This is a genomic window from Paenibacillus sp. 2RAB27 (assembly GCF_052115445.1).
Taxonomy (GTDB): Bacteria; Bacillota; Bacilli; order Paenibacillales; family NBRC-103111; genus Paenibacillus_E.
The window spans coordinates 92811-111208 of record NZ_JBFRGR010000022.1 but is presented as its reverse complement, the minus strand read 5'-3'; the positions used below and the strand labels follow the sequence as shown (position 1 = coordinate 111208).

Genomic DNA, 18398 nt, shown 5'->3' with positions numbered 1-18398 from the left:
GTGACTAGATGTTAAGAGGACTGTATACCGCGGCGGCAGGGATGATTTCTGAGCAACGCAGACACGATACCATAACGAATAATATTGCTAACTTGAATTCCCCAGGCTTTAAACAGGGTAATGCCTTGTCGCGTTCGTTTCCAGAAATGCTGATCTCTACGATTCGCGGTGGACAAGGTGCCTCTCCAGCACCGCTTGGGAGGATGAGCTTAGGTGTGTTCTCAGAGGAGAGTATCTCCGTTCACACCCAAGGTGATCTGCAGGAAACGCAGAATCCCTTCGATTTCGCATTGGTTTCCAACATTCAACTACCGGGAATTGCATTTGATGCAACGGGTAAATACGTAAATGCAGAAGGGGAGCGAACGTTCCAACCGCAAGCACTATTTACCGTCTTAAACCCGAATGGCGAGCAACGGTACTCTTTAAACGGGAAGTTCACTGTCGATGCAGCAGGTCAGCTTATTAATGCCAATGGCGAACAAGTATTGGGCCGAGATGGACAACCCTTAGTTTTGTTGGATGGAGCCGGGCAGCCGATCTCCAATTTCAAAGTAACGGCTAAGGGCGAGTTCATGGATAGCGACGGACGCCCGATTCTTGATGGGGCAGGTGCTCCGATTGGTTTGATGCTTTCACGTGCAGAGAATCCGAATCTATTGCTCCGCGAGGGGAATGGGTTGTTGCGTATTAATCCAGGAGATGAAGCGACGATCTCGCAAGTAGCGCCAGGCGACCAAGTTGAAGTGCGCCAAGGCTTTATCGAGCGATCGAACGTGGATTCCGCGCAATCCATGGTGGATATGATGTCGGCGCTGCGCGCCTATGAGGCGAATCAGAAAGTAATCCAATCGTATGATAAAAGTATGGACAAAGCAGCAAATGAAGTAGGACGCGTCTAAATCTAGCTTGCGAAGGAGCCAGCCATGAACAATTCCATGATCAACTCATCGGTATCCATGCACAGCTTACAGCAAAAGCTGGATATTCTCTCCAATAATATAGCAAATGTGAATACAAACGGCTTTAAGAAGAAGGAAGCCTCTTTCGAGGATGTGTTGACCAATGTACAAGCACAACCTGAAGGGTTCCGTCAGCAAGGTCGCTTCTCGCCGCTCGGTTTTAACCAAGGCTGGGGCTCAAGGCTTGTGCAAATTCAGACGAATTTGGCGCAAGGGCCGATTCAGCCAACTGGCAATACAACGGACTTCGCCATTCAAGGCGATGGCTTGTTTGAAGTAGCTGTCAGCAAAGTGGACGATAATGGTAATCAAGTATTTCAGCCGGCTTGGACGCGTAACGGAGCATTCAGCTTAACGCCGGACGGACAAGGCGGAACGGTGCTTACGACGAAAGAGGGCCATTATATCTCAGATATCGATGGAAGCCCGATTAACGTACCATCAGGGACTCGACCAGTCGTTGAGAAAGACGGTACGATCAAAGGCTACAATGAACAGGATCCAGCTGCTGCACCCGTAATATTAGGTCAAATCAAGCTGGTGCGTGTCGTACGACCGCAACTTCTTCAAGATGTGGGGGATAATTTATACACACTTCCAACGGGGATTACTGCGGCTGAGAAAGCGAATATCTTGCAAGATGTGAACGGTGTGGCTGCAACAGAAGCGACTCGCGTTAGCTTAATGCAGGGCTTTCTGGAACAATCGAATGTGACACTCTCGGATGAAATGACGGACCTAGTTATTGTCCAACGCGCATTGCAGCTGAATTCCCGTGCCATCACATCCTCTGATCAGATGATGAATATGGCTAACAATTTACGTGCTTGATCCAAAATAAACGGCTATTATGTCCTTTAAGGACGTATCACAGTGTTTATGGAGAAATATAAGCATCGTATAAAGTGAAACTTATACTTTCTTATATTTGTTGAAAGGTAGGGATAGGCTCGATGGCAGACAAGCCAGCTCCAGTCAAGAAGAAGCCAAGGCCGAGATGGCAGAAGATCCTATGGCTTATTTTCAAAATTGTACGTATTCCCGTGCTAGCCGTTGTAGCGATCTATGTTGGTTTATGGGTAGGCTACACGAAGCTCGGAAATCAACCTTCATCAGAAATCTTACATATTAGCACATGGCGGCATTTATACGATCTCGTTTTTGCGAATTAATCGAACTCCCGTATGGGAGTTTTATTTTAAATATAGACATTATTAGTTTCACTTCATAAGTGAGCTATATTTCTAGATAAACCCATCCGTCCAAGGAGGACGGGTTAGTGGTTTATTTTGTGTAAGAGCAGTTGTATAATGAAGAAAGACTTTATCTACCAAATATTGAAGTTTCGGATCGGATACTTAGGCGCAGGAGGAGTACCTTGAATATACCGAACATGCTCACGATCAGCAGGTTTGTACTAATCCCCGTGTACCTCGTGCTTTTTTTCAATGGCTACATCCGAACCTCCTTCATCATTCTACTTGTAGCTGGATTAACGGATATTCTAGATGGCTATATCGCTAGAACGCGCAAGCTGGTCACCCCGATGGGTGTTATGTTAGATCCGCTTGCCGACAAGTGCATGATGATTGCGGTCATCCTCTCCCTTCTCATCTCAGAGATGATTCCTTGGCAGGCAGCAGTGGCCATGTTCATCCGTGACGTAGGCATGATTATAGGCTCCGCCTTCTTTCATTTCAGAGGCAAATTGACCGTTCCAGCGAACGTTATGGGGAAGCTAACGACGGTACTCTACTATTTCGCCATCCTCTTTATTGTGTTTGAATTCGACTTTGCCATCACCTATTTGTGGTATGTGATCGGGGTCTCATTTTTAACGTCATTCATTTATATTTTCCAGTTCCTTCTATTGAATCGTGGAGCTCGAGCGAAATAATGGTTATAGGCTAAATGAAAAAAGAGCCTATGTAGGGGTCTGTCATACAGACCGTTACATAAGCTCCCCTTATATGAACCTTCACTTCTGCAGGATATGAAGGGACCTCCATAGTGTAAGTAATTCCCTTGTATTTTATACAGGTATTCGAAAGGAGCACGAACGCAAGATGCTAGATATCAATCAAATTCAAGAGATCATTCCTCATCGCCCGCCTTTCCTTCTGGTTGACCGTATTTTGGAGGTAGAAGAAGGGGTTAGAGCAGTAGGAATTAAAAATGTTACGATCAATGAACCTTACTTCGCAGGGCATTTTCCTGGCTATCCAGTTATGCCGGGGGTTTTGATTGTTGAAGCATTAGCACAAGTTGGTGCTGTAGCTGTATTGTCCATGCCTGAGTATAAAGGCAAAATCGGCCTATTCGCAGGTGCAGATGGCATTCGCTGGCGTCAGCAAGTTGTACCAGGAGATACACTTACCTTAGAAATGACCATCACACGGGTAAAAGGCACCATTGTGAAAGGTCAAGCTGTGGCTAAAGTTGGCGACAAAGTGGTAGTCGAAGGTGAGCTTATGTTCGCCCTTGCTAATAAATAGCCCATACATATAAAGGAGATGAACCTACGACGATGACGCGTGTGCAAACAGAGTATCAATTATGGCTCCAAGATCCAGCTGTCGATGAGCAAACGAAGCAAGAACTTCAAGCTATTCGGGAAGATGAAAGAGAAATCGAGGATCGCTTTTATAAAGATCTTGAATTTGGGACAGGCGGTCTCCGTGGGGTCATTGGCGCGGGTACCAATCGTATCAATGTATACACCGTTGGTCGTGCTAGCCAAGGCTTAGCACAATATGTAAACGGAACAGGCGCGGCTAATCCGGCTATCGTTCTAGCCTATGATTCCCGCCACATGTCACCTGAGTTCGCATTGGAATCCGCGCTTGTTTTTGCGGGTAATGGGATTAAAGCCTATCTGTTCCAGACGCTGCATGCGACACCTCAGCTTTCTTTTGCCGTGAGATACCTAGGCGCGACAGCGGGTGTGGTTGTTACAGCGAGCCACAATCCACCAGAATATAATGGATATAAAGTGTACGGTGCAGACGGTGGGCAATTGGTTCCTGAGTTTGCAGAGCAAGTGATTGAGCAAGTACAGAGCATCAACACCTTTGATAAAGTGAAGAAGTTGTCTCAGCAGGAAGCGGAAGCGCAAGGACTTCTTGCTTGGTTAGGCGATGATGTTGATCAGGCTTACATACAGGCGGTTACGGCCGTGAGTCAAAATCCAGACGTCATTAAGGAAATCAGCGATGATTTCCGTGTGATTTTTACACCGCTGCATGGTGCAGGGAATATACCGGTACGCGAAGTTCTGAAGGACGTTGGCTTTGAACAAGTGCGTGTTGTTGCTGAACAAGAACTGCCGGATGCACAGTTCTCAACCGTCAAATCGCCGAACCCAGAAGAGCGTGAAGCGTTCACACTAGCGATTGCACAAGCGAAGGAATGGAATGCCGATATTATTATCGGAACCGATCCGGATGCTGACCGTATGGGTGCTGTCGTGAAAGATCCAAAGGGTGAATATGTCGTGCTTTCGGGTAATCAATCCGGTGCGATTATTGTGAACTATCTATTGTCGAGTATGAAAGAACGTGGAACACTTCCAGCTAACGGTGTTGTGATCAAAACGATCGTAACGAGTGAGATGGGCGCAGTTATCGCGAATCACTATGGAATTCCAACACTGAATACCTTAACGGGCTTTAAGTATATCGGTGAAAAAATGTCGCAATTCGAGAAAACGGGTGAACATACCTACCTGTTTGGCTATGAAGAGAGCTATGGTTACTTGGCTGGCGATTATGCAAGGGATAAAGATGCAGTCATCGCAGCTATGTTAATCGCGGAAGCTGCGGCTTACTATAAGAAGCAAGGCAAGACCCTGTATGAGGTGCTGCAAGAGCTGTACGAATCCTTTGGTTACTTTTTGGAAAAACTGGAATCAAGAACCCTTAAAGGGAAAGACGGCGTGGAACAAATTGGCCGCATGGTGGAAGCTTGGAGAACGAATCCGCCAACTGAGATCAGCGGTACACGTGTAATCGCGGTTGAGGACTATGCACAAGGGATTAATGGCTTACCTCGGGAGAACGTTCTTAAGTTCAAGCTAGAGGACGGTTCTTGGTTCTGTTTACGTCCATCCGGCACAGAGCCGAAAATTAAATTTTATTTTGCTGTCCAAGGAGCAACAGGACCTGAGGCTGCACAGCAGCTAGATGGCATTATTAAATACGTACTTAATCGTGTAGACGAATAGTACAAATAGGTGTACAAAACCTCTTCAGAACCTAAGTGAGGGATAGCTCGTCTAATACATGGCTGGATATGTAATCTACCATGTAGTGGGCGTATTCCCCGCGTTTGGGGGCGGAGAGGTTTTCAAATGTATACGGGATTGGAAAGTATTTAAAAAAGTAGATGCTCTAAGGAGTGGACGAACTAGTGAATTTGTATCAAACCTGGAATAACCCGTTAAGAAATATTTTGTGGTGGATCGTGATTTTGGGGATGCTGTGTTCCTTGCCGCTGGCCTATACACGTCACCAAACCGAAACGTCGGCGAATCAAGTTGAATTCGTGTTCGACTATCGTGATTTATTGGATATTGCTGATGTGCAGACCAATCCACAGAACTTTGTGAACACAGAGCTAAAGAACATGAAAGCCGCGGGTATAAGTTCTATGGCTGTTTACGAAAGTACGCTGGGTGAGTTCAAGGAGAGCCGTCGCATTGAGATGTACAACTCTCGTGACGCGGCTATGCTGACGCAAACACTTGGTAATCCTAGCGAGAACTATACGTATATTCTGTTCGCAGATAACCAAACGCAACAGAAGCTAGAGCCGCTTATCCAGAAAACCTTTGCGGATTTGAATGTAGGCGTAAAGCCGTGGAGCTTCAAAAACCGTAATGGTCTCATCATTCAGATGAGCACGGATGATGCTTCTATTAAGGCGATGGACCCCGATCCGATCACGTTACAAATGCTGAAAGAGCAAGGATTCCAAATCGTCGTACGGTTAGCGAATCGCAGACCGTTTCACACCAATGAGATGGATGCTATGCTCAAGCAGTTCCATGATCTTGGTGTCAAACGCATCATCGTGGATKGGAATGAAGTCCCTGGGTATACCGAAGAAGATACAGAAGTGAATTTGAATAAAATGGCTGATCTGCTTAATAAGTACGGCATCGGACTCGCAGCAATTGAGTTATTGAAGGAGCCGCAAAAAGGATTCAGTACATTAGCTAAGCAAACGAATTATAACGTTGTGCGTCTGCACTCTTTTACAGAGAAAGATGGCGAGAGACTGACAGAGCCGCTGAAAAAAGCGGAGCTTGCAGATCGTGTGCAAGGTGTGTCAGATCGGCTTGTATTGGCTGTGAAGGATCGTAATATCCGCATGGTATTTCTGAATGCTAGACCGGTGAAAAGCTTAGATAAAGGCAAGATTGTTGACCCGCTTTCGTCCTATTATGCAGCCTTACAGGGTAAAGAAGGTGCGATTCCTCGTATCCAAGAAGTAGGCTTTACATTAGGACCAGCTGAGGCATTCGATGTACATACAACAGGTTGGCAGAAGATTGCTCGATTCTTCTTACTGTTAGGCGGACTAAGCTTGATCGTATGGATGATTTCGTTCTTCTTGCCTGAATTGACGATTGTTTTCTTCGTTGTGGGCTTGCTTGGTTTAGTTGCTCTACACACGCTTTCGGCGAATTTGTACGCGCAAGGACTTGCGTTGGCGACAGCGATTAGTGCACCTAGCGTTGCGGTTATGCTGGCCATCCGATCAGTGCGATCAGGTGTTGCAGCGAAGTGGAAATCAGGACTTGCGTTTGGGCTATGGATGCTGCTTCGAACATCGCTAATCTCACTGCTCGGTATGGTGTATGAAGTAGCGCTGCTGAATCATGTCACGTACTCCCTGGTGTTGCAGCAGTTTAGAGGTGTTGGCATGCTGCATCTCCTACCGATTGCCATTACTGGGTTGTATCTCTTGTTCTTTAGTGAGAATAATACGTATAAGGAAAAAATCGCGAACGTTCGTCGCATACTTTCTTCGTATATAAGTGTGTTGTGGATCGTCATCGCAGGTGTAGGTTTGGCCGCAGTGTATTACTACTTGTCTCGTACAGGCAATGAAGGACAAGCTTCCACTATTGAAAAACTATTCCGTTCCTTCTTAGAAAATACATTAGGCGTACGTCCGCGAACCAAAGAGTTCTTAGTGGCTCATCCGATTTTCTTGCTTGGTGCGTATTTGTCGGTCCGCTATCGCCATGCTGTGTACTTGCTGTTCATCGGTGTCGTTGGTCAACTTTCCTTAGTGGATACGTTTGCTCACCTGCACACACCGCTGCACATTTCCTTAATCCGTATTTTCTACGGACTTGTGCTAGGTGCAATCATCGGGTTAGTTTTCATTGCAGCATGGGAAATACTCACAAGGAGTTGGAAACGATGGGTACAGCCCCAATTGTCAAAATAGCGTTATCCGGCTACTACGGTTTCGATAATAGCGGGGACGAGGCTGTACTGCAGTCGATTTTGTTCGCTTTGCAGGAGCAAGGTCAAGAGCAGGGCATTCAGATTGAACCTATCGTGCTTTCAGCCAATCCAGCGAAAACGACAGAGATGTATGGCGTGAAGGCTTATCATCGCATGAAGCTAGGCTCACTATTGCGAGCTTTGCGCGAATCGGATGGGTTAATTAGCGGTGGGGGCAGCTTATTGCAAGATGCCACTAGCTCGAAGACGATTCCGTATTACTTGGCTGTTCTGAAAATTGCGCAATGGCTCGGGAAGCCAACGTTTATTTATTCCCAAGGCATCGGGCCGGTAAGCCGGCCGATGTTTTACGGCTGGATCCGCAGCGTGTTCAAGCGCTGCGCCTTCGTATCGGTCCGCGATACAGAGTCCGCGGACTTATTAGGTCGGATGCGTCTCCCACGGGAGCGCATCACGGTCGTGCCCGATCCGGTGATGGGCTTGCCCCTCCGGGAATGTGTGGATGCCGCGCTGGACGGCGGCGCGTCTGTGGGGGCGGTGCGGACGATCGGTGTGTCCGTCCGCTTCTGGAACGAGGACCGCACCGAGCTGGAAGCTCTCGCGCGGTCCCTGCAAGAGCTGCTCGCAGCACGCACGGACGTGCTGCTGCGGTTCTTGCCCTTCCACCTCCCCTCGGATGAGGTGGCGTCGCAGTTCGTGATCGACCGCTTGGGCGATCACAAGAACAGGGCGGAGATGGTGCGTGGCATCACGCATCCGCAGGATATGCTCGCGCAGGTCGCGGCGTGCGACCTGCTGATCGGGATGAGGCTGCATTCTTTGATCTATGCAGCCTCGCAGTTCGTGCCTATGGTGGGGATCTCGTACGATCCGAAGATCGACCAGTTCCTCCATAGGCTTGGTATGAAAGCCGCCGCATCGACAGCTCGCTTCGATGCTTCTACTTTTACGCAGGAGGCGCTGGGCCTCCTCGATGCTCGCGAGCAGTGGGCGGCGTCGAGCCGCGCCGCCATCGAGCAGCTGAAGGCGCAAGCGCAGCTGCCTGCGCAGCGGATCATTTCCTTTTACAAAAGGAAATAGCAAATAGATTTTCATCCACATTCAACCAAATAGCAACCAAATAGCAACCAAATAGCAACCTACAACGTCAATAATAAGGAAGAGATATGATGAGCTCGACTTCTGTTACCAATCAGCCAGCAGCACTGGCATCCTTGCAAGCCATACCGAAAGTGCGAATTTACGGTGTACCTATCTCCAAAATGAGTATGAAACAAACCGTCGACTACTTAACGAAGGTCATTGAGTACAAACAGCCGCATCAGGTGATCACGGCTAATCCCATTATGGTGATGGCTGCGCAAGAAGATCCTTCTTACCTAAAAATGATGCAGCGCGCAGAGTTGATCGTTCCAGATGGAACAGGCGTTGTTTGGGCCGCTAATCACGTCGGTCAACCTGTCGCAGAAAGAGTGCCTGGCTACGATTTAATTCACGAACTCATGAAGGTTGGGGAGAAGAAGGCATGGAAGGTCTATCTTTTAGGTGCTTCTAATGAAGTTATTCAAGCCGCGGCTGAGAAGATTCGCACGACTTATCCGAAGGTAAACTTGGTCGGAGTAAGGGATGGCTATTTCGGTGATGCCGAGGACGCGCAAGTGATCCAAGCCATTAGAGATGCTGAACCAGATCTGCTTCTCGTAGGTAGAGCGGCAGCGAACCAAGAGCCATGGATCGGGAAATACAAAGAACAACTGGGTGTACCCGTAATGATGGGAGTCGGCGGAAGTTTTGATGTGCTTTCGGGCAAGCTAAAGCGAGCACCTAAATTTTTTCAAAAACTACGTCTTGAATGGTTCTACCGCCTTCTTCAGGAGCCGTGGCGCTATAAGAGAATGCTTCTATTACCGAAATTCGCAGTGAAAGTGATGCGCGACAAAGAGAACGTCACAAAATAATGAAAATATCTTTGAAAATTGGCTGAAAACGGTCATTTCAGATGAATTTAGCAGTAGTATTTGTGACGGAATGGGAGTATAATTCATTTCGGCGGTCATCAGCCTGCCACCCATGACAAGAGGAGCTGTGAAGAAGACATGTATGGATTATATGCGATAGGGTTTATTGCTGCGTGCGTTATGGCGTTGTTGCTGACACCCCTGGTCAAAAAATTTGCCTTCTGGGTAGGAGCTGTTGATGCCCCGAACCATCGGAAGGTTCATACGCGAATTATGCCGCGTTTAGGAGGATTAGCGATATTCCTCGCGTTCGTGGGAGCTTATTTCGTCGTCTCTCCAGCACTTGATGCTGTGAACTCAGATGCTGCTTTTGGACTTCTGCTCGGAGGCTTTGTGATTGTTGTCACAGGCGCTCTGGATGATCGTTTTCAATTATCCCCCAAATGGAAGCTTTTAGGACAGCTTATTGCTGCCTGTATCGTTGTTTCATTTGGACTCAAAATAGACTTGGTTAATATTCCGTTTGGCGAAACGAACTTGCCGATTGGCTGGTTGAGTATCCCGATTACAATATTGTGGATTGTTGGTGTATCCAATGCGATTAACTTGATTGACGGTCTAGATGGCCTGTCAGCAGGGGTATCAGGTATCGCGACAACAACCATTCTCATTCTTGCCCTGATGATGAATAATGTAACAGTTATTTTACTTTGTGTGATTTTGCTAGGAAGTATTTCAGGCTTTATGTTCTTTAACTTCCATCCGGCCAAAATCTTCATGGGCGATTCCGGCGCCTTGTTCCTGGGCTTCGCCCTTGCGACACTTTCGATTCTCGGCTTTAAGCAAGCTGCTGTTGTTTCACTATTAATCCCGATTATGATTTTAGGCGTGCCATTATCCGATACTTTCTTCGCCATGCTTCGCCGTTATGTGAATAAACTGCCAATCTCGGCTCCGGACAAAAGCCACTTGCATCACTGCCTATTGCAAATGGGCTTCAGTCATCGTACAAGCGTTCTGATCATCTATGGAATTGCTGCTATTTTCGGTGGTAGCGCGGTGGTCTGCTCGGTATTTATTTCCCAAGACTCTACGTGGGGATTGATTATGATTATAGTCGCCTTGTTCCTCGTAATGCTTGTTGGGGCAGAAGCTATCGGTATTATTAGCAAAAGCCGCAAGCCTGTGATCAACTTCCTGCAAAGATTAGTTGGTAAACAGGTACAGAGCGATCGTGTAGGTAAATAACTTTATAGGAATTATGCAATCCAGCCTTCAGGGCTGGATTTTTTGTATTTATAAGGAAAAACGTTCTTTCTCTAAACATTTCAAGGCGATCTACCGATAAGTAATGTACAACAACTTTTGGCGTTCAGCCACGTCTAATCATGTAGAATGGTAGAAGGATATAGGAGGGATTGTCGAATTTAGTAAGTGATAAGTGAAAGTGATACACCTGCCCCATACATAAACAGCTAATAACATTTAGATAACATAAGGAGGAAATTGCTTTGAAACGATTACAGACCAAACTAGCAAGCATACTGTTGATCCTATCATTGATGATTAGTTTAATGCCTGCGATGACAGCGAGTGCAGCTTCAACGCTAGTTATCAAAAACTTATACACGGAAACCGATAATGCCGGCACATCTACAGCACGGCCTACGGATAACAACTTGGTAACACGGATTACTCAACTGCCCTTTGTTTTAAATGTAGAAACAACGAATTTAACGGATTCACAGATTCCATCCATCTATTTTGAGATCACGAATATTAACTCTGGTGCTGTTGTAACAGAGAAGAATAATAAGGCTCAAATTGCTGGATCCAATCTAGTTAAATTCGATAACATTCAGTTATCGGAAGGTTTGAATAAAGTTGTTGTATATCTAGGAGAATCGAGCGCTATCGCGTCTGCGCCAGGCTGGCTCTACTATGCCCCAACGACGAATTTATCTAACATTACCGTTAATAATGAGCAGCTTGACGATGGTAAGATCTATCCAGTCGACCGCGGCCCGCTGAAAGCAGGCACAACAGGTATTCAAATTAAAACCAAAGCCTCCAATGCTAGCGCAGTTCAAGCTACTCTTTCAGGGGATAGTCTGCCTAAGCTGGGGTTCAAAAGTAATGATGGTTATTTCTATTTCACAGGGGATGATAAGAATAAGTCGTCTTCCACTTGCTCTTCAGTGACAAGCTTCTGTTTGACCGCAGGGGATAATATTATTAACTTCACAGCAAGCAATGACACGAACAAGTATCAAGTCGTCAAAAAACTATGGTACGACAATGGTCAGCCATTTGCTTTTAATGGTAAAGTCTTAGCTACAGGGCATCCTGAAACTTCGAAAGATTTAATCAACATCCCGACGTTTCAAACCAGTGCGCTTACTTTTACAGCGAATGTTAAAAGTGACTTTGATGCTACAGGTACATCTTTGAAATATCGTTATGTCGATGTTGCGATAAATGATGCTTCCGTTGGTATTATTGATTTAGGAGCAGTTGGTGATGTATTGGCTGCACCCGGCTCTGTTACCGGCTCAACGTACTCTTCGGTTAGCTCCTCTCTAACACGTAGTCAGGAGTATGCAGTTAAGAGTGTATCGGTAGAAATCCCTACCCTTACGGGTTATGCGCTTAATGAACAACGACTTACGTTTACATTTCGCGATATCTCGAATAGTCTAATACCAGTAACGACAGAATATAAGTTCAAATATGTAGATCCAGCTAAACCTTATATTGATAAGACAACACTTACCAACGGAACGATAGAGAATGAACTAAGCTTAACGGATGACAATTTAGTGAATGAGCTGCCAGGGCTAATTCATATTTACACCAATACTATAACTGATCATATTAGAGTCAAGCTTGATGGTGTTGATTATCCGGATAGTAATGATGTGCAGGGCACTGTTTATGGAACAACTGGTCTGAAGAAGTTTGATATAACGCTGCAAGGGATTAGCGACGGTAACAAGAAGCTGAGCATCGAGCTTTATGATGTTAATGATGTGAAATATAGTACGACGGACTACAAGCTAACCATTAGCAATGCACCTTATGTTATCATCAATAATATTTCGAATAGCATGTCCATCAGAAATATCAAGAATTTGACTTGCGGAACGACAGAGGCTTGTATTTCAGGTCGTTTAGTGAACTTTTATCAAGATCCTGTTGTGGCTCCAGCCGTACCAGGGAATAAAGTAGAAGTGTTTATGAATGAGAGCTTGTATACATTGGACTCTCAAACAATCGACACCATATTTGCGCCAGGAACCAATGCCTTTACCTTGCCTTTAAACCTGTTTAATTCGGATATTTCCAAGGTTTTGGTCGAAGGGAAAAACACGTTAAAATTCAAAATTTACGTCAACAATGTCTTCATTACAGAGCAATCCTATGACATCTATTTGTTTTCAACTGATGCGCCGCAATTCACCTTGATTAAACCAGTAGAAAATGGTGCAATCGGTGCAGGTACCCAATATGTCGCAGGTTCGGATGCAGACACCTATACAACAACGCAGCGTACCGTATCCTTTAGCGGTATATTTACGAGTCTTGATACGAATGGAGCGGCTTCGCCAATTAAAGCACTGACACTAGTTGTGCATACGAAGGATGCCAAGGGTGATGCCTTGGTGTATCAGCAAACGATTAAAGATACGATCACTGTTATTGACCAAACACCTAATTCGAGGATAGTTACATCCTTGGGAACAGATTTCTTCTCAGGCGTATCCAATACACTTCCTGTACAAACCTTTACGACGAATGCATTCAAGTTATTAGATGACTCTGACGTTGTATTTGAATTTAGAATTACGAACAATTCCAACATCACATCAACCAGATCTATAACGATTACTAGACAAAATGTCCCTTATACAGTTGTTCAGCCTCTCCTGATTAAAAATCCAAAAGGAGAACTGCAATCCAATATTAATAGTGACTTCTATAATATTATCCTTGAAGCAGAGAATGCGGACAGCGTCGTGTTTGGAAAAGATGAAGCAACGAAACGTACGGTAAATTCCGTGGATCAGTATTTGTATCAAGTGACAGGGTTAAAACCTGGTGCGAATGCGATCAAGTTTACGATTACGCGTAAGGGTGCCAAGGTGAATGGTAGTTTCGTTCTCTTCAATACCAATACGAATGTGCAAGGAATGCAAACATTACAGTTAATGAATACTAAATTCAAGATTTTTAATGGAGGGGTTCAATTATCCTTCCCTAAAGACACTAAATTAATGAGAAATGTTCCAGATAGCAATAACAATCAGTACATTTCAACGAATCGTAAAATCTTATTTGGTATAGCGGACACGGATGATGGAAGAATGGATAAGACCCTGTATCCGGTAGCGAACGGTTATTTTAAATCTAAGATTAGCGTTAAGGTGCCAGAAGATACGTTCCATGCAGCTAGTAATCTGTACTACATGGATGCGGGCTACATTCCTGCGCCAAGTACAACGACAACGACAGCAGACGATTTGAGCAAAGGTCTTAATGGAACTGGTTTGGATCCCTATGATGCTACAACTTTAGGCCGTCCTTATTTCAATCGCCTTAACGATGAACTCGTTGTGCCTTCCCAAGAAGGATCATTACTGTTGCAGTTCGATCCAGCTATCCGTCAAGATGCAGGTAAGTATATTACTGTATTCTTCTATGACATTTATGCCAATTACGCGAACACGACAGATTATGGTTGGAAGAACCTTGGTGGTGTAGTAGATAACAAGAATAACACGATAACAGTGCCATTCCGAAAGTTTGGTTACTATCAAGTTATGTACATGGATCGCAGCTTTGATGATATGACTGGTCATTCGTTTGCGAGAACGGAATTGGAAACTCTCTACTCTAAAGGGGTTATGAGAGCCAAAACAACATTCTCATTTGGACCAAATGACTACATTACACGTGGTGAGTTTGCTCAAATCTTAGTGAAGGTCTTTAAGCTTCCTATGAACTATAGTGGCAGCTCAACGTTCTCAGACGTATTGAAAATCGATAATGCCATCGGCATGCTTTATGATTATAAGTACATTGAGACCGCGGCAAGAGCAGGTATTATTCGTGGTCAGGCAAGTAATAGATTCAACCCTAGTGGATCCATAACGCGTCAGGACGCCGCTGTCATGATTGCTAGAGCCGCTGAAATGAAATTGAACACAGACCTTAAGAAATCATTGACGACGTTGCAGAAGACATTTACGGACGCCGACAATATCGAGTCCTACTCCAGGCCGGCTGTTGAAGCTGTTTCTAAGGCTGGATTAATTGAGGGCATCGAGAATACCTTGCTGGTGGGGCAAACAAAATCAACCGTTCGCTTCGATCCAACCGAACTGTTAACGCGCGCCCAAGCGTCGATTATTTCTTATCGTGTTATGAAGCAACAAAAGATGGTTCCATAAGCAAGAGTAGATAAGAACTAAAAAAACAGCCCCGTCACCTAATGGCGATGGGGCTGTTTTTGATGCGACCATAGAATGTCGTGAGAGACTTATTTGGAAAATACTTATCAATGAAATGTAGTATAGAGTGTCGTATACTAAGTTTGTAGACGAGGTGATAGACGCGAAGCTACACGAAAGAGAATCAGAGATCGCTGAGTAGGTAGATTCAAAAGTCGCCCCGTTGGTTATAAGTTTTTATAACAAAAAAACTTTAAAATATTAGGAGGAAATACCCTTTATGAAGAAAACTCTATCCGTAGTTCTTACGTCCGCAATGGCTCTTTCCATGTTTTCGTCCGTAGCATTTGGTAAAACATCTGCAGATTTCACGGATTTGAAAGACCTTGACGCAGCAACAAAAGCAAAGTTTGACGCGATGATCTCCGCTGAAATCTTTGATGGCGTAAGCGACACAACATTTGGTTTGAAAGAAGAAATGAACCGCGCACAATTCGCTAAAGTAGCAGCTTTGATCATGGGTCTTGAAGTAAATAAAGATCTTAAAACATCAAGCTTCACTGACGTTAGTGTAACCGACCCAGCGAATGGTTATGCACTTCCTTACATCGAAGCTTTGAAAACTGCTAACGTAACAGATGGTTATGCAGAAGGTCAATACAATCCGGCTGGTAAAGTAACAAAAGAACAACTAGCTACTTTCTTGGTTCGTGTACTTGGTAAAGACGCAGAAGCTAAAGCATTAACTGGTACAGACAAAACTGTTTCTGGTTGGGCACAAGGTTATGTAGCTGAAGCACTTGCATTGAAAGTTCTTACTAACAACGCAGACGGTACTTTTGGTGGTATCACAAATGCAACTCGTGATCTTCTTGTAACTGGCGCATACGAAGCAAAACAACAGTACGTACCAGCTGGTCAAGTTTCATTGACTGAAGCAAAAGCTACTGGCGTACAACAAGTAACAGTAACGTTTAACAAACCAGTTGATACAACGAAAGCAACTGTTGCTTTGACAAAAGGTACAACTAACGTTGCAACAACTGCTAAGTTTGCAGACGATAAGAAATCAGTTGTTTTAACTTTGACTAACGTTAAAGTAACAGAGGGTAACTACACAGCAACTCTTTCCGGTTTAGATGCAGCTAATATAGCTAAAGCAACAGCGACATTTACAGCTGAAAATGAAAAAGTATCAAAATTAAGTTTTGTAAATGCAAGTGATGTAGTTCCACAAGTAAAAGATTTCATTATCCAACTTAAAGCTGAGAATCAATATGGTGAAAATGCTACATTAAATGGTGGTAACTACTCAGTATTCGGTTACACAGGCACAATTACCCGTAACGCAGATAATGGTTACCTTGAGCTTAAAGTAGATACGAGCGACACATCCAAATATCCTACGGAAATTGGTGTATTATCAATCACAGTTAGCTTGAATCAGTCAGCTGTAACAGTATCCAAAACGTTCAAAATTGGTACTGAACAACGTGTTTCCAAAGTTGAGCTAGGAACTGCAACTTACGAGAACGGTAAAACGGCTCTGTCAAGTGAAGGCGATAAAGTAACTTATGACATCACAAGATATGATCAATACGGTTACAAAGTAGTAGCGGATGCTGCTGCATCAATTACGCCTGTTATTACACCTACTGACATGAATATTTTGGATAAAAAAGTTGAAGATAACAAAGTAGTAGTTACAGTAGCGGCTGGTAAAAAGGTAGATAAAACGAGCGATTACACAGTAACTTACTACGAAGGTGGAGCTTCTGCGACAGCAAAAGTATCACTAAAAGCTGGTTCTGTACCAACTAAACTAGAATTCGGTACTTATAATGGAGTGGTTGCTGAAGGCGACACAAATGCGAAATACATTCCAATTACTGCATATGATGCTGATGGTAAAGCACTATCCGCACAAAACATTGTTGACAATGCAGATAGCATTAACTTCACGATTTCTGGTGCAACAGTAGCAACGGGTACGGATGTAACTTCGAATGGTATTGTAAAATACGGCGAAAACAAAGGTAAGTTAAAACTAAGCTCCATTCAAGCAAAAGAGAGAGGCGTTGTATACCTATACATGTCCATCTACAATGCTAACGTACAAACACAAGCCCAACTTCCATTGACTGTAGTTGCAGCACGTACACCAGAGAGCGTAGTACTATCAGGTAGTGAGCCAACGACAAAAGCATTGGTAGATGCTACAACAACGTTTAAAGTTCTTGTAAAAGACCAATATGGTGAAATACTTGATGCAGTTCCTACAGGATACGAAGTAAATGTAAATGTAGACGGAGCATCCTCTGCTGTAACTGTAGATTCCGCAGCTCAAGCTGCTGGAGATAACTTCAAGACTGATCTAAAAGGAAAGCTTAATGACAAAGAGATTAAGTTCACAGCAGCTTCCCTGGGTAAAACAACAGTTAAAGTTGCACTTACAAAAGGTGGACAAGAAGTAGCCCCAGCTTTGAAAAGAACTGTAGAAGTTGTAGATAACACAGATCTAACATACAAAGCGAAAGCAATTTCTGACGTATTTGCAATTACAACTAATGAAGTAGCAAAAACAGGTGATTTTGCAAATGGAGCAGTAAGTAAATTTGCGAAAGCTGTAGATGTTACTGTGACAGACAAATCAGGTAATGCAGTTGCAGTGCCTAGTACTCTTAAAGCGGTAAAAACAGCTTATACTTCCGATTCCAATATTGCTACAGTAACAACTGATGGTAAAGTATTAGGTCAACGTGTAGGTACAGCTACAATTACAGCTGTGGTATTGAAGGCAAATGGTGAAACACAAGACTTCACATACACAGTGAATGTAAAAGCAGATGCTCCTACAGTGGCAACTCTAACTGCAGATGCTAATGCAACATACAGCGCTTCTAAAACTGTTGCTCAAATGTTGAATGTAAAAGCTGTTGATAACTATGGCACAGAGTATAAATTCAATACAGACACTAACGTGAACGAAGTTAGTAAGTACAAAGAGTTCTTGGGAGTTCAATACATTATCTCTGACGTTCAAGGTGGAGGTACTGTACAATACGATCCAAGCACTGACAAAATCACTACAAGCGGAACAGTTAATGAGTTTGTTGTAAAAACAATCGCATCTAACGGTAAAACAACAACTACTTTGGTGACGAAGTAATAAAAAAATAATGCTTACCCAAAAGGAGACCTCATGGTCTCCTTTTGGATTTTAATAAGTATTTGGCGATTGAAAAGTTGGGATTTGGCTGAGAGCGGTTAACTATACATTCAGCATTCTTTCAGGTAACTTTTAAGTTCTATTAAGCTTCCATTCAAATTTTTTTTACAATTATTGATTACAATTTAATTAAGTAGTCGGGATGTGGCAAACGGTGACGGCCATGTTTGGAAAATACTTAGCAATGAAATATCGCATATATTATCGTATACTCAATTTGCAACAAAAGATGATATACGAAATTATATACGAGTGATATTGCAATGTTAATAGAAAGTGTTACATCAATTTAGTTATAAGTTTTATAACAAAAACTTTAA

The 18398-nt window shown here is 44.0% G+C and carries 12 protein-coding genes; all 12 read left to right on the top strand.

All coding sequences use genetic code 11. From position 1 onward, the window contains the following. Positions 1-8: 8 nt before the first annotated feature. On the top strand, positions 9-902 hold the full coding sequence (locus AB4114_RS25100) for a flagellar hook-basal body protein (RefSeq protein ID WP_441990902.1): 894 nt from the start codon (positions 9-11) through the stop codon (positions 900-902). A gap of 24 nt (positions 903-926) precedes the next feature. Continuing rightward, a complete protein-coding gene (locus AB4114_RS25095; protein WP_441990901.1) occupies positions 927-1793 on the top strand; it encodes a flagellar hook-basal body protein in 867 nt (288 codons plus the stop codon). A 122-nt stretch (positions 1794-1915) separates the two neighbouring features. After that, complete coding sequence (locus tag AB4114_RS25090; RefSeq protein ID WP_441990900.1) at positions 1916-2134, top strand: DNA-directed RNA polymerase subunit beta; 219 nt, start codon at positions 1916-1918, stop codon at positions 2132-2134. Positions 2135-2340: 206 nt separating this feature from the next. Further along, positions 2341-2859, top strand: a complete 519-nt coding sequence (locus tag AB4114_RS25085) for a CDP-alcohol phosphatidyltransferase family protein (RefSeq protein WP_441990899.1) — start codon at positions 2341-2343, stop codon at positions 2857-2859. 169 nt (positions 2860-3028) lie between these two features. Beyond that, positions 3029-3457 carry a 3-hydroxyacyl-ACP dehydratase FabZ gene (fabZ, locus tag AB4114_RS25080; protein WP_441990898.1) on the top strand — a complete coding sequence of 143 codons (429 nt, stop codon included), beginning with the start codon at positions 3029-3031 and terminating at the stop codon, positions 3455-3457. Between the two features lie 32 nt (positions 3458-3489). Further along, positions 3490-5184: a phospho-sugar mutase gene (locus AB4114_RS25075; RefSeq protein ID WP_441990897.1), complete on the top strand. Its 1695-nt coding sequence runs from the start codon at positions 3490-3492 to the stop codon at positions 5182-5184. A 185-nt stretch (positions 5185-5369) separates the two neighbouring features. Beyond that, positions 5370-7421, top strand: a complete 2052-nt coding sequence (locus AB4114_RS25070) for a DUF5693 family protein (protein WP_441990896.1) — start codon at positions 5370-5372, stop codon at positions 7419-7421. Further along, the gene (gene csaB, locus AB4114_RS25065; RefSeq protein ID WP_441990895.1) at positions 7394-8521 is read left to right on the top strand and encodes a polysaccharide pyruvyl transferase CsaB; all 1128 of its coding nucleotides are present in this window, start codon (positions 7394-7396) and stop codon (positions 8519-8521) included. Before AB4114_RS25070 ends, csaB begins: the two co-directional genes overlap by 28 nt. An 89-nt stretch (positions 8522-8610) precedes the next feature. Beyond that, positions 8611-9399, top strand: a complete 789-nt coding sequence (locus AB4114_RS25060; RefSeq protein ID WP_441990911.1) for a WecB/TagA/CpsF family glycosyltransferase — start codon at positions 8611-8613, stop codon at positions 9397-9399. Positions 9400-9537: 138 nt separating this feature from the next. Continuing rightward, positions 9538-10647, top strand: coding sequence for a glycosyltransferase family 4 protein (locus AB4114_RS25055; RefSeq protein ID WP_441990894.1), 1110 nt, complete (start codon positions 9538-9540; stop codon positions 10645-10647). Positions 10648-10910: 263 nt separating this feature from the next. Beyond that, the gene (locus AB4114_RS25050) at positions 10911-14849 is read left to right on the top strand and encodes an S-layer homology domain-containing protein (RefSeq protein WP_441990893.1); all 3939 of its coding nucleotides are present in this window, start codon (positions 10911-10913) and stop codon (positions 14847-14849) included. Between the two features lie 280 nt (positions 14850-15129). After that, entirely contained in the window at positions 15130-18018 is a 2889-nt protein-coding gene (locus AB4114_RS25045) for an S-layer homology domain-containing protein (protein WP_441990892.1), read from the top strand. Positions 18019-18398 lie beyond the last annotated feature (380 nt).